At 61.1% G+C, this 13,825-nt stretch carries 10 protein-coding genes; 3 read left to right on the top strand and 7 right to left on the bottom strand.

What is annotated here, in order from left to right; translation table 11 throughout:
• The first annotated feature begins 142 nt into the window (after positions 1-142).
• The gene (pnp, locus tag HU737_RS18955; RefSeq protein WP_186556487.1) at positions 143-2,248 is read left to right on the top strand and encodes a polyribonucleotide nucleotidyltransferase; all 2,106 of its coding nucleotides are present in this window, start codon (positions 143-145) and stop codon (positions 2,246-2,248) included.
• A gap of 285 nt (positions 2,249-2,533) precedes the next feature.
• The gene (locus tag HU737_RS18950) at positions 2,534-2,884 is read left to right on the top strand and encodes a BON domain-containing protein (RefSeq protein WP_186556486.1); all 351 of its coding nucleotides are present in this window, start codon (positions 2,534-2,536) and stop codon (positions 2,882-2,884) included.
• Between the two features lie 84 nt (positions 2,885-2,968).
• On the opposite strand, the gene HU737_RS18945 is transcribed toward HU737_RS18950, so the two are convergent.
• Positions 2,969-3,271 carry a heme-binding protein gene (locus HU737_RS18945; protein ID WP_186556485.1) on the bottom strand — a complete coding sequence of 101 codons (303 nt, stop codon included), beginning with the start codon at positions 3,269-3,271 and terminating at the stop codon, positions 2,969-2,971.
• Positions 3,272-3,331: 60 nt separating this feature from the next.
• Between HU737_RS18945 and HU737_RS18940 the strand changes: the two genes are divergently transcribed.
• A complete protein-coding gene (locus tag HU737_RS18940) occupies positions 3,332-3,745 on the top strand; it encodes a VOC family protein (RefSeq protein ID WP_186556484.1) in 414 nt (137 codons plus the stop codon).
• A gap of 169 nt (positions 3,746-3,914) precedes the next feature.
• On the opposite strand, the gene HU737_RS18935 is transcribed toward HU737_RS18940, so the two are convergent.
• The 6 genes from HU737_RS18935 to panB form a co-directional block, all read right to left on the bottom strand.
• Entirely contained in the window at positions 3,915-6,851 is a 2,937-nt protein-coding gene (locus HU737_RS18935; protein ID WP_186556483.1) for a DUF748 domain-containing protein, read from the bottom strand.
• A gap of 78 nt (positions 6,852-6,929) precedes the next feature.
• Positions 6,930-7,799 carry an oxygenase MpaB family protein gene (locus HU737_RS18930; protein ID WP_186556482.1) on the bottom strand — a complete coding sequence of 290 codons (870 nt, stop codon included), beginning with the start codon at positions 7,797-7,799 and terminating at the stop codon, positions 6,930-6,932.
• 39 nt (positions 7,800-7,838) lie between these two features.
• Positions 7,839-9,773 carry an acetate--CoA ligase gene (gene acs, locus HU737_RS18925; RefSeq protein ID WP_186556481.1) on the bottom strand — a complete coding sequence of 645 codons (1,935 nt, stop codon included), beginning with the start codon at positions 9,771-9,773 and terminating at the stop codon, positions 7,839-7,841.
• A gap of 172 nt (positions 9,774-9,945) precedes the next feature.
• Entirely contained in the window at positions 9,946-11,610 is a 1,665-nt protein-coding gene (gene pgi, locus HU737_RS18920; protein WP_186556480.1) for a glucose-6-phosphate isomerase, read from the bottom strand.
• 432 nt (positions 11,611-12,042) lie between these two features.
• The gene (gene panC / locus HU737_RS18915) at positions 12,043-12,906 is read right to left on the bottom strand and encodes a pantoate--beta-alanine ligase (RefSeq protein WP_186556479.1); all 864 of its coding nucleotides are present in this window, start codon (positions 12,904-12,906) and stop codon (positions 12,043-12,045) included.
• Complete coding sequence (panB, locus tag HU737_RS18910) at positions 12,903-13,703, bottom strand: 3-methyl-2-oxobutanoate hydroxymethyltransferase (RefSeq protein WP_186556478.1); 801 nt, start codon at positions 13,701-13,703, stop codon at positions 12,903-12,905. Before panB ends, panC begins: the two co-directional genes overlap by 4 nt.
• Positions 13,704-13,825 lie beyond the last annotated feature (122 nt).

Genomic DNA, 13,825 nt, shown 5'->3' with positions numbered 1-13,825 from the left:
CATCGCTGAGCGGTTTATCCGCCCAGCAGCCAGGCTCCCAGCCTCGATTTGTATCTGGACGGTCAATGGGGCCGATTCCCCGTTCTGCCCAAGAATTCGTAAGAAACCAGTTCCCCCAGAGCCACTGAAAAGGTAGGAAACCGTGAACCCGGTAATCAAGAAATTCCAGTTCGGTCAATCGACCGTTACGCTCGAAACCGGCCGCATTGCCCGTCAGGCATCCGGCGCCGTGCTCGTCACCGTCGACAACGACGTCACCGTTCTGGTGACCGTGGTCGGTGCCAAGCAAGCTGATCCAGGCAAGGGCTTCTTCCCGCTGTCTGTTCACTACCAGGAAAAGACCTACGCCGCGGGTAAGATCCCAGGTGGTTTCTTCAAGCGTGAAGGCCGTCCTTCCGAGAAAGAGACCCTGACCTCGCGCCTGATCGACCGTCCGATCCGTCCGCTGTTCCCAGAAGGCTTCATGAACGAAGTGCAGGTTGTCTGCACCGTCGTCTCCACCAGCAAGAAGACCGATCCGGACATCGCTGCGATGATCGGTACCTCGGCTGCCCTGGCGATCTCCGGCATTCCATTCGAAGGCCCGATCGGCGCCGCCCGTGTTGCTTTCCATGAGAGCACCGGCTACCTGCTCAACCCAACCTACGAGCAACTGGCCGCTTCGAGCCTGGACATGGTCGTCGCCGGTACTGCCGACGCTGTCTTGATGGTTGAGTCGGAAGCCAAAGAGCTGACCGAAGACCAGATGCTGGGCGCTGTGCTGTTCGCCCACGATGAGTTCCAGGCCGTTATCCAGGCTGTCAAAGAGCTGGCTGCCGAAGCTGCCAAGCCGACTTGGGACTGGAAACCTGCCGTTGCCAACACCGAGCTGCTCAACGCTATCCGCGCTGAGTTCGGCGACGCCGTTTCCCAGGGCTACACCATCACCGTCAAGGCCGACCGTTATGCGCGCCTGGGCGAGCTGCGCGATCAAGCGATCGCCAAGTTCTCCGGCGAAGAAGGCCAGCCTTCTGCCGCCGAAGTCAAAGAAATCTTCGGTGAGATCGAGTACCGCACCGTTCGCGAAAACATCGTTAACGGCAAGCCACGTATCGACGGTCGCGACACCAAGACTGTACGTCCGCTGAACATCGAAGTCGGCGTTCTGCCAAAGACTCACGGTTCGGCCCTGTTCACCCGTGGCGAAACCCAGGCCCTGGTCGTTGCGACCCTGGGTACTGCCCGTGACGCCCAGCTGCTGGACACCCTCGAAGGCGAGAAGAAAGACCCCTTCATGCTGCACTACAACTTCCCACCGTTCTCGGTAGGTGAGTGTGGTCGTATGGGCGGTGCTGGCCGTCGCGAAATCGGCCACGGCCGTCTGGCCCGTCGTTCGGTTCAGGCCATGCTGCCTGCTGCTGACGTGTTCCCGTACACCATCCGTGTCGTTTCGGAAATCACCGAATCCAACGGCTCGAGCTCCATGGCTTCGGTCTGCGGCGCTTCGCTGGCCCTGATGGACGCTGGTGTACCGATGAAGGCGCCGGTTGCCGGTATCGCCATGGGTCTGGTCAAGGAAGGCGAGAAGTTCGCCATCCTCACCGACATCCTCGGTGACGAAGACCACCTGGGCGACATGGACTTCAAGGTAGCCGGTACCGCCAAAGGCGTTACCGCGCTGCAGATGGACATCAAGATCAACGGCATCACCGAAGAGATCATGGAAATCGCCCTGGGCCAGGCCCTGGAAGCGCGCCTGAACATCCTCGGCCAGATGAACCAGATCATCGGTCAATCGCGTACCGAGCTGTCGGCCAACGCTCCGACCATGATCGCGATGAAGATCGACACCGACAAGATCCGCGACGTGATCGGCAAAGGTGGCGCGACCATCCGTGCCATCTGCGAAGAGACCAAGGCTTCGATCGACATCGAAGACGACGGCTCGATCAAGATCTTCGGCGAAACCAAGGAAGCGGCTGAGGCAGCACGCCAGCGCGTTCTGGGTATCACCGCTGAGGCCGAGATCGGCAAGATCTACGTGGGTAAGGTTGAGCGCATCGTCGACTTCGGCGCTTTCGTCAACATCCTGCCTGGCAAAGACGGCCTGGTGCACATCTCGATGCTCAGCGATGCGCGTGTCGAGAAAGTCACCGACGTGCTCAAAGAAGGTCAGGAAGTTGAAGTACTGGTACTGGACGTGGACAACCGCGGCCGTATCAAGCTGTCGATCAAAGACGTTGCCGCGGCCAAGGCTTCGGGCGTTTAACAGCACAGCTGTAGCGTAAGAAAAGGACCCTTCGGGGTCCTTTTTTTTGCCCTGGATTTTACCGCTGGTGCTCTGGCAGCAAACCCTTGGTGTACTTGCATCTTGCACGCAGGTTTATCCCGCTACATGCAAAATGCACGATACCTACTATTGAGTAAAAATACTAACGTATTGATTTATAAGGATTTTATTGAATGCAAAAACCTGGCACAGCCCCTGCAATAGTATCTTCACCTGACGCCAAAAGACCTGGCGCAGACCTTTCGAACAACAGGAGTGTCTCGTATGAAGAAGTTCGCCATTGCTGCCGCTGCTGCAACCGCTCTGACCCTGACCATGGCTAACGCGGCCTTTGCCCAGCAGCCAACCCAGGCGCCTATGATGCTGGCGGCTGGTGAAGTCACCAAGGCCAAGGAAGAGACCAAGGACACCTGGATCACCACCAAGGTAAAAGCTGATCTGCTGACTGAAAAAGGGATTCCAGGCAGTGACATCAAAGTCGAGACCAACAAAGGGGTAGTTTCTCTGTCCTCGGATGTAGCTATCACCGAAGCCCAGAAAACGACCGCTGTTGCGATTGCCAAGAAAATCAAAGGCGTTCAAGCCGTTTCGGCTGACGGCCTGAAAGCCGAATAAGGATTGTCCCGACGGCCACAAGGATTTGGCCACCCACACAAAAACCCCGGCTCAGGCCGGGGTTTTTATTTGCCTGGTGGGCTTTCAACTCACCGGGTTACGCGCCACTACATCACTTTCAAAACACGTTTGATCGACAATCAACGGCTCTACCAGCGGCCGGCTGTCGCGAAAGTGCGCGGTTTGCGTGTGTGCTTCATAAGCTGCGTCGTCGCAGTAGATCTCGTAGAGATAGATCACATCGGGGTCGAGGCGATCCTGGGATACGTCGAACACCAGGCAACCAGGCTCAGTCGCCACAGAGGCAGCAGCGTTGGCTGTGATTGCGCTCAGGAAAGCATCCGCACTGCCGGGTTTGACACGGGTCTTGATGAACAGGCTATACACAGGTCGTCCTTTTTGTTTTAAATTCTGTTTTGAATTGTATACAAAAATGGAGCCCTGCCAATGTCCGAATTACCTGCCCGCCCTGGTCGACTCAACGGTCTGCGCCACATTGCCCTGTTGGTACCCAATCTGGAGGAGTGCGAGCGCTTTTATGTCGATGTACTCGGTATGGAAGTGCTGCACCGAGCCAACGAAGACCTGGTCTATCTCACCTGCGGCAACGACAACCTATCGTTGGGGCGTGGCGCTGGGGCTGCCAACGGGCTGCAGACCTTGGATCACTACGGGTTCATTGTCGACAGCGTGGAAGAGTTGGACGCCTGGTACCAGTATTTCAAAGCGCACGGCGTCACCCTGCTCGATACGCCTTTCAATCATGGCGATGGCGCGCGCAGTTTCCATTTGCTCGATCCTGCGGGCAATAAAGTGCAGCCGCTGTATCACCCGGCAGTATCGGGGCAGCGGTTGGTCTAGGCGGGAGGAAGCTGCAGGGTTGCGATTTGAGTTGTCTGTTTTGGGGCTGCTTTGCAGCCCTTCGCGGGCAAGCCCGCTCCTACAGGGACCGCGCCGCTCTGTAGAAGCGGGTTTGGCGAGGCACCGGAACGCCGCGAAGGGCTGCACAGCAGCCCCAAGACAGACGATACTACTCAGCGTCTAGATGCATCGGCGTGATCACCCGCCCATCGCTCTCGGCTTTACCCAGGGTGGTATCGATGAAGTACACCCGGTCATCCTCAAGCTTGCCCTTGTCCACCAGGTAATCCTTGATGTTGCCGGCGCGTTCCTGGCCCAGCTGACGCAGCAGTGCAGCGCTTTCCGCCCACGACTTGATCACCGCTTCGCGCAGCTTGGCCGTACGTTCATCGCGGCTCAGTTCCTGCCATTCGCCCGGGGGCTGCTGTTTCAAGCGCGTGCGGTAGATGCCTTCGAGCATGGCCGGCTTGTCGCTGTCATCTACCACCAACATGGAGGCGTTGGCCGGCACCTTGTCACCACGGCGCTGGAGGATCTTGTACCAAGTAGCCTGGTACTCGCGCTCCAGACGCTGTTCGGCGATCAATGGGCCGTCGCTGGTCTGGGCGCTGGTGCCTTCGATTTCCAGGCGCAGTTCCGGGCGCTCTTTAAGGGCGGAGGCCAGCTTGTCCAGGGCCGACTGGGCGTCGCCACTCAGGTCGCTGGAACCTGGAGCAAAGGCCACGGTACCGAGGTCTTCCGAACCGCCGCCGGCGACCAGCCCACCAATGAACTTGAACGGCGCCTGGGCTGCACGCAGCACCAGGTTGCGCAGGGTCTGCCAGACGATCGGCATGACGCTGAACTGGGGATTATTAAGGTCGCCGGTGACCGGCAGCTCGATCGAGATCTTGCCTTCGGTATCCTTGAGCAGCGCCACCGCCAGGCGGATGGGCAGGTCCACGGCATCCGGGCTGTCGACTTTCTCACCCAGTTGCAGCTGCTCGACCACCACTTTGTTCTCGGCTTTGAGCTGGCCGTTGGTGATCAGGTAGTGCAGGTCGAGGTTCAGCCGCCCCTTGCGGATGCGGAAACCTGCGAACTTGCCGGAGTAGGGCGTCAGGGTGGTCAGCTCGACCCGCTTGAAGCTGGTAGCGATGTCCAGGCTGGCCATCGGGTTGAATGGATTGAGCGCACCTTTGATGGTGACCGGGGCATAACGGTCGACCTTGCCCTTGATGTCGACTTTCGCCGGAGCCGGCTTGCGGTTGTCGATGGTGCCAACCTGGCCATTGAGCTGCTGCACCGCCGTGGCGAAGTTGGGGGTCAGGGTCAGATCGGCGAAATTCGCCGAGCCATCGTTGATGTCGATCTGGCCGATGTGAATCCCCAGCGGCTTGTCGTTGCTGGCCGCTGCCGGCTTGGCTTGGGCAGTACTGGCGCTACCGGCCGGTTGTGGAATCAGCAGGTCATCGACGTTGGTGGTGCGGTCTTCGTTGATGATGAAGCGCGCATACGGCTGCAGCAGATTGACCTTGTCGATCGACAGGGCATCACCATGCACATAGGACAGACCGTCGAGGTTCAGTTGCTGCCATTTGACGAAGTCGCGGTTCTTGATCGTATCGAGGGTGTGCAGTTGGTTGACCTGGGCCTTGCCGCCGACGCTGAAGGCCAGCGGCTCGGTGCTCTTGAGGTCGACCTTGAGGCTGCTCGAGAGCATGCCACTGCGCAGTTCCAGGCGAATGAACGGGCTGATGTAGGCCTGGGCCACCCGCAGGTCGATATCGCTGGTAGTGACATCGAGCTTGGCCGTTACCGGTGCCAGGTTGACCTGGCCTGCGGCCTGCAGCTTGCCTTGCTTGCCGACGCCAGTGTCAAGCTTGAGGGTGAAGGGCGACTTGTTGAGGCTGTCGAAACCCTGCAGGTCAAGGTTGAGCGGACCGACGTCCAACGCTACCGGCTCTTTCTGGCTGCGGTCAGCCAGGTGAATCATGTAGTTGCGCGCCTGTACATCCTTGAGCAATACCTGCCAAGGCTTGCTCGGCTCTGCTGCGGCTTTCTCCTCGCTGCTGGGCTCAGCGGCAGCGGGTTCGGCTTTTTCTTTTGGGCTGGCCTTGGCCGGCTGGCTGGCGAATAACTTCTGCCAATCGAGCTGGCCATCTTTTTCCAGTGCTGCCCAGGTTTCCAGTTTCTCACTACGGATCTTGCCGACGGTGACCAACTGCTTGGCCAGGTCGATAGAGGTCTCGCTGACCTCAAGGCTCGCCAGGCGGGCCAATGGGCGGCCGTCCGGTGCCTTGATGGCGAACGGGGCGATGCGCACCGAAGTGTTGTCCAGCAACAGCTCGGTTTCCTTTGCCAGGTTGAGCTTGTAGTGGGTGTCGAGGCTGATTACGCCGTCTTCCAGGACCAACGGCACAGCGTCGCGCACGTAGGGCCACCAGGCTTTCATCTTGCCGTCGGTGATCTTCAAGGTGCCTTCGGAGGCAATCGGGGCCAGACCCAGGGTGCCTTTCCAGTCGATGCGGCCACCGGCCGGGCCATTGGCGACCAGGCTCATGTCAGCGTTGTCGTCAGGTAGGGTGCTGAGGTTCTTCAGCTCAAGGTTCATCGAGTCGTAAAGAAACTCGATGGGCTCACTCGGACGCAGGTCCTGGAAGTGCAGGTAGCCTTCGTTGAGCTTGATGCTGCCAATGCGCAGCGGGAACGGATCGCTCGCCGGCTCTTCAGCTTTCGGCTCGCTGGGCGGCAGTTTGAACAGCTGGGTGAGGTTGAGGCTGCCGTCTTTGGCGAACAGCACTTCGCTGCGCGCCTTGTCCAGCTCCACTGCATCCAGGTGCAGGGCGCCGCTCCACAGGCTGTCGAGCGAGAGGTTGGCGTAAAGGCGTTCGAAGCCGACCTGCTCTTTGCCCGGCTCGCCAATCTGCAAGCCCCAAAGCGTCAGTTCAAGGCTGAAGGGGTTGAGCTCGATACGCGTCAATTGCGCCGGCACCGTGGCGTACTTGGCCAACTGCTGGTTGGCAATACGTAGGCCGACGCCGGGGAGAATGAGGAAGCCGAGCAGGCTATACAGGGCCACGAGGGCCAGCAAGGCGCCGATGGCGCGAGTCAATCCTTTGGGCATGTGCAGCTTCGTCTATCCAAGCGGGAGTGCTTGGAGTATGGCACGTTAAATCGGTTCCGCAGAACCAGCCAAATTACCTTAGTCGATGCCCATGCGCCGCCTGGCCCGATGCGCCGAGCTGTCGCGCATGGCCCAGCGCAAGACCGGCGCGGTGCGGGCTATGCCCAGGCGGATCATGCGACTGCGCAATTGCCCCTGGTGCAGACCGAGCATGTCCCGGCCCCAGTCCGGCAGCAGGTCGATGCCCGCTTGCAGCATGAGCTTGCCCACAGGCTCAGCCAGACGGCTGGGGGCAGGGGCCTTGAGCAGAATGCTCACTACCTCAAGGCTACGGGCGTCGCACTGCAGGTGCGGGCGCATGCGTTGCAGGTAGTCGTCGATCTGCTGGCAGGAGCGAGGCACGTTACGTGCCCCAAGGCGCTCGGCGATCAGTGCGATCTCATCGTAATACGCGTCCTGGTCGGCGCGAGACAGATGGGGGTTGCGGTAACGCAGGTGCGCGGCAAGAAAACTGCTGACCTCGGCCACATGTACCCAGGTCAGCAGGTCGGGATCACTGGCGGCATACGGGCGGCCATCGGCAGCGGTGCCGACCACTTGCAGGTGGATGGTGCGCACCTTGTCGATCAACCATTGGGCATCCCGGGTCGAGCCAAAGGTGGTGCCGGAGATGAACTGGCTGGTGCGGCGCAAGCGACCCAGCAAGTCCTGACGAAAGTTGGAGTGATCCCATACCCCGGCCAACGCCAGCGGATGCAGCAGTTGCAGCATCAGCGCACTAATGCCGCCTACCAGCATGCTGGGGAAGTCGCCATGCACCTGCCAGCTGATGCTCTTGGGTCCGAACAAGCCAGGGTCGCCTTTGGGCGATTCCAGGTCGAGCTGGCCGAGGGCCAACCCGGTGAGGCTCATGACCTGGGTTTCGATACGACGGCGTAAGGCTTCCATGGCGACCTGCTGTTGGGGGCAGCCCGCCATGGGCCGCCGTCATTGGTTGAGGCGTTTGTCGATCAAGCCCTGGACCACGCTGGGGTCGGCCAAGGTCGAGGTATCGCCCAGGTTGTCCAGCTCGTTGCAGGCGATCTTGCGCAGTATACGCCGCATGATCTTGCCCGAACGGGTCTTGGGCAGGGCAGGCGCCCACTGGATCATCTCGGGCTTGGCGAAGCTGCCGATCTCCTTGCTGACCAGTGCCAGCAGTTCAGCCTTGAGAGTATCGTCAGGGTCGACCCCATTCATCGGCGTGACGAAGGCGTAGATGCCTTGCCCCTTGAGATCGTGAGGGTAACCGACCACGGCCGCCTCGGCGATGCTGTCGTGCAGCACCAGCGCGCTTTCCACCTCGGCAGTGCCGATGCGGTGGCCGGAGACGTTGATCACATCGTCGACCCGCCCGGTGATCCAGTAGTCGCCATCGGCGTCGCGGCGGGCGCCGTCACCGGTGAAGTAGTAGCCGGGCAACGGCTTGAAATAAGTGTCGACCATGCGCTGATGGTCGCCATACACACTGCGAATCTGTCCAGGCCAGCTGGCCTTGATCGCCAGCAGCCCAGCGCCTGCGCCCTCGATCAGCTTGCCCTGCTCGTCCAGCAGCACCGGCTGCACACCAAACAGCGGCTGGGTGGCGCAGCCTGGCTTGAGCTGCGGGTTGCCTGGCAGCGGGCTGAGCATGATGCCGCCGGTTTCGGTCTGCCACCAGGTATCGACGATCGGGCAGCGCTTCTGCCCAACCTCCTCGAAGTACCATTCCCAAGCTTCCGGGTTGATCGGCTCGCCGACGCTGCCAAGCAGCCGCAGGCTTTTCCTCGAGGTGCTTTGCAGTGGGCCTGAGCCTTCGCGCATCAGCGCGCGCAGGGCGGTTGGCGCGGTGTAGAAGATGTTCACCTGATGCTTGTCGACCACCTGCCAGAACCGCGAGGTGTCCGGGTAGTTGGGCACGCCCTCGAACATCAGCGAGATCGCCCCATTGGCCAATGGGCCGTAGACGATATAGCTGTGGCCAGTGACCCAGCCGACATCGGCAGTGCACCAGAACACCTCGCCGTCACGGTAATCGAACACCACCTTGAAGGTCAGCGTGGCTTGCAGCAGGTAACCGCCGGTGGTGTGCAGCACTCCTTTGGGTTTGCCGGTGCTGCCGGAGGTGTACAGGATGAACAGCGGGTCTTCAGCTTCCATTGGCTCAGGCGGGCAGTCGTCGCCAGCCAGTTCGGTCGCGGTGTGGTACCAGAGGTCGCGGTTGTTGTCCCAGGCGACTTCGCCACCGGTGCGCCGCACCACGAACACGCTGCTGACGTTGGGGCAGCTGGCTAGGGCCTTGTCGACGTTTTGTTTGAGCGCGATACGTTTGCCACCGCGTACGCCTTCGTCGGCGGTGATCACGGTGCGGCAATCGGCATCGAGAATACGGTCGCGCAGGGCATCGGGGGAGAAGCCGCCGAAGACCACCGAGTGAATCGCGCCGATGCGAGCGCAGGCGAGCATGGCGTAGGCCGCTTCAGGGATCATCGGCATATAGATGCATACCCGATCGCCTTTGTTCACGCCGCGGGCCTTGAGCGCGTTGGCCAGGCGGCAGACTTGCCGGTGCAGTTCGCGGTAGCTGATGGCGTTCGAATCTTGCGGATCGTCACCTTCCCAGAGCAGCGCGGTCTGCTCGCCGCGCTTGGCCAAGTGACGGTCGATGCAGTTGTAGCTGACGTTCAGTTGGCCACTGTCGAACCAGCGCGCCTCGCCGGTTTTCAGGTCTGACTGCTGCACGCGGGTCCAGGGTTTGATCCAATCCAGGCGTTTGGCCTGCTCGGCCCAGAAGTTGTCTGGGTCGTCTACCGACTGGCGGTAGAGGCGTTGGTAATCGTCCACAGTCAGCTGTGCGGACTGGCTGACGGCCAAGGCGGTGGGGTATTTGCTGAGATCGAACATGGCGGGTTGTCCTGCTCTTGTCGTGGCAATCATTCGATGGACAGTGTAGTCAGCGAACATGTTCCACGAAGTTGGCAGGGCAGAAACCATCGCGGGGCAAGCCTGCCCCCACGCCCTTCAAGGCTGCGTGAGAGCGGGCTTGCCCCGCGATAGAGAGTGGGCAGCGGTGGGATCAGCCGCGGTGACGCCCACGGAAGTAGTTGATCAAGCCTTGGGTAGAGCCGTCTTCGGCGGACTCTTCCTGAGCGCCCACCAGACGCTGGTAAACACCCTTGCCGAGTTCTTTGCCCAGTTCCACGCCCCACTGATCGAAGGCGTTGATGCCCCACACCACGCTTTGCACGAACACCTTGTGCTCATACATCGCCACCAGTGCGCCGAGGCGGCGCGGACTGATGCGCTCGACTACCAAGGTGTTGCTCGGGCGGTTGCCCGGGATCACCTTGTGCGGCGCGAGCTTGTCGATGTCCGCTTCGTTCAGGCCTTTGCCGCGCAGTTCGGCCTCAGCCTCTTCGCGGGTCTTGCCGAGCATCAGCGCCTGGCTCTGCGACAGGCAGTTGGCGTACAGCCACTGGTGATGGTCGGCGACCGGATTGAAGCTCACCACAGGGACGATGAAGTCCGCCGGGATCAAGTGGGTGCCTTGGTGCAGCAACTGGTGATAAGCGTGCTGACCGTTGCAACCCACACCACCCCAGATCACCGGGCCAGTCTCGGTTTTCACCGGGGTGCCGTCTTGCAGCACGCTCTTGCCGTTGGACTCCATGTCCAGCTGTTGCAGGTGCTTGGTGATGTTACGCAGGTAGTGGTCGTATGGCAGGATCGCGTGGCTGTTGGCGCCCCAGAAATTGCCGTACCAGACGCCGAGCAGGGCCAGCAGGACCGGCATGTTCTTGTCGAACGGCGCGGTCTGGAAGTGCTGGTCCATGGTGTAGGCGCCAGACAGCAGTTCTTTGAAGTTGGCGGTGCCGATGGCCAGGGCGATCGGCAAGCCGATGGCCGACCACAGCGAGTAGCGCCCGCCGACCCAGTCCCACATGGGGAAGATGTTCTCTTCGCGAATACCGAAGGCCACGGCGGCGGCCTTGTTGCTCGAGACGGCGATGAAGTGGCGATACAGCTCGGCCTCGGAGCCGCCTTGGGCCAGGTACCAGGTCCGTGCGGCCATGGCGTTCTTCAAGGTCTCGAGGGTGTTGAACGACTTCGACGAGACGATGAACAGCGTGGTTTCGGCGCGCAGGTTGGCCGACAGCTCATGGAATTCACTGCCGTCGATGTTCGCCAGGTAATGGCAGCGTACCCCGCGCTGGGCGTAGGGCAGCAGGGCTTCGGAAACCAGCTCCGGGCCGAGGAACGAGCCACCGATGCCGATGTTGACCACATCGGTGATCGGCTTTTCGCTGTATCCGCGCCACAGGCCATCGTGGATGCGGCCGACCAGCTCGGTGATCTGGTTGAGGACCTTGTGCACCTCAGGCATCACGTTGACGCCATTGACGCTGAGCTTGTCGCCCACCGGGCGGCGCAGCGCGGTATGCAGCACCGGGCGTCCTTCCGAGGCGTTGATGATTTCGCCGTTGAACATCGACTCGATGGCCTGGGCAAGATCGACTTCATTGGCCAGGTTGACCAGCAGCTCGCGGGTCTGCTCGGTAATCAGGTTTTTCGAGTAGTCGAGGAACAACCCGCAACTGCTCAGGGAAAACTGGTCGAAGCGCTTGGAATCGGCAGCGAAGGCTTCGCGCATGCTGAAGCCCTGCATGGCGTCGCGGTGTTGCACAAGCGCCTGCCAAGCGGGCAGCGCCGTCACATCATGGGGGGTACGGTAATACGCCATTGCGGATGGTTTCCTTGATGCATGATCGTGCCTTGGACAACGGGCAGTCGCTGCCGGTTGCAGGCTGGGGATCATTATAGGCATTGCTTGCGTGGGGGGAATGGGGGCAGGCAGGGAGAATTTGGGCCGCTGCGCGGCCCTTCGCGGGCAAGCCCGCTCCCACAGGGATCGAGATGACCTTGAGAGATTCACTATGACTCACGGCAAGCAGTGGGCCTCCCAGGCACAACAATGATCGCGTACAACATGCAAATCCCTGTGGGGGCGGCACAGGGATTGAGATGACCTTGAGAAACTCGCTAAGACTCACGGCAAACAGTGGGCCTCACAGGCACAACAATGATCGCGTAAAACATGCAAATCCCTGTGGGAGCGGGCTTGCCCGCGAAGAGGCCAGCACTGACACAGCAAAGTCAGTTGCTCCCCCAAGGCCTAGGCAGTCAGTTCATCCAGATGCAGGTACAGGTTATCGATCAGTCGTGTAGTACCCAGGTACGCTGCAGCAATTACCACCACATCGCGATCATCGATCATCGCCGGACGCAAGGTCAGTGCATGGCGCACCTCCAGATAGTCCGGGCGAAAACCTGCTGCCAGCAGCTGCGCCTGAGCCGCAACGATCAACGCAGCATAGTCGCGCTGACCATGGCGAATGGCGTCGGCCATCGCACTCAGTTCACGATACAGCGCCGGCGCCGCTGCGCGCTGCTCCGGGCTCAGGTAACCATTGCGCGACGACAGTGCCAGGCCATCCTCGGCGCGCACGGTCGGCTCGCCGATGATCTGGATCGGCATGTTCAGGTCGCGCACCATGGCGCGGATCACCGCCAGCTGCTGGAAGTCTTTCTCGCCGAATACGGCAAGGTCGGGCTGGACCATGTTGAACAGCTTGCTGACCACGGTTGCGACACCTTCGAAGTGCCCAGGACGGCTGGCGCCGCACAAGCCTTCGGACAACTGCGGCACGCTGACCCGGGTCTGCACGCTCATGCCGTCGGGGTACATCTCTTCGACGGTGGGTGCGAATAGCAGGTGGCAGCCAGCCTGGAGCAAGCGCTCCTGGTCGGCGGCCAGGGTCCGTGGATAGCTGTCGAGGTCTTCGCCGGCGCCAAACTGCAGCGGATTGACGAAGATGCTGGCAACCACGAAATCAGCACGCTGGGCGGCCTTGGTCACTAGCGCAGCATGGCCGCTGTGCAGGTTGCCCATGGTCGGGACGAAGGCGATGCGCTTGCCTTCGCCACGCGCGCGGGCGACGGCAGCGCGCAGCTCGCGCACGGTCTTGACTGTGTTCATGCGCTGAATCCGTGTTCGCTGGCGGGGAAGCTGACGTCTCTGACCGCAGTGACATAGGCGACCAGCGCACTGTGGATATCTGGCTGGCCGACCATGAAGTTCTTCACGAACTTCGGCACGCGACCGCTCAAGGACAGGCCGAGCATGTCGTGCAGCACCAGCACCTGGCCGTCAGTTGCACTGCCGGCACCAATACCAATGACCGGAATGCTCACCGCCTGGGTGATCTCCGCCGCCAACTCGCTGGGTACGCATTCGAGCAGCAGCATGGCCGCGCCGGCTTGCTCCAGGGCAATGGCGTCAGCGCGCATCTGCCGCGCTTGGGCTTCCTGGCGGCCTTGGACCTTGTAGCCACCCAGTACATTGACAGTTTGCGGGGTCAAGCCCATGTGCGCGCACACCGGCACGCCGCGCTCGGCCAGCAGGCGGATGGTTTCGGCCAGCCAGGCAGCACCTTCGAGTTTGATCATGTGGGCGCCGGCCTGCATCAGTGTGGCGCAGTTGGCAAAGGCCTGTTCGGCGGTGGCGTGGGCCATGAACGGCAGGTCGGCAAGGATCAACGCGCCGTCATTGCCGCGTTTGACGCAGGCTGTGTGATAGGCCATCTCGGCGGTAGTGACCGGCAGGGTGCTGTCGTGACCTTGCAGGACCATGCCCAGCGAGTCACCCACCAGCAGTACGTCCACACCGGCCTGGCTGGCGACCTTGGCGAAGGTCGCGTCGTAGCAGGTCAGCATGGTGATTTTCTCACCTTTGGCCTTACGGCCGTGCAGGGTGGTCAGGGTTACTTCAGGCATGTAGGAAATCCTCGTTCAGGCGCTGTGAAAAACGACTGCGAACAACGCATGCATTCATCTTCCGGAGCGGCACATCATCGACTGTGATGTTCGGGCACAGGTCCGTCCGGGCCTAAATAGGT

This window comes from Pseudomonas urmiensis, assembly GCF_014268815.2.
Lineage (GTDB): Bacteria > Pseudomonadota > Gammaproteobacteria > Pseudomonadales > Pseudomonadaceae > Aquipseudomonas > Aquipseudomonas urmiensis.
This window is presented reverse-complemented; position numbering and strand designations above follow the sequence as displayed.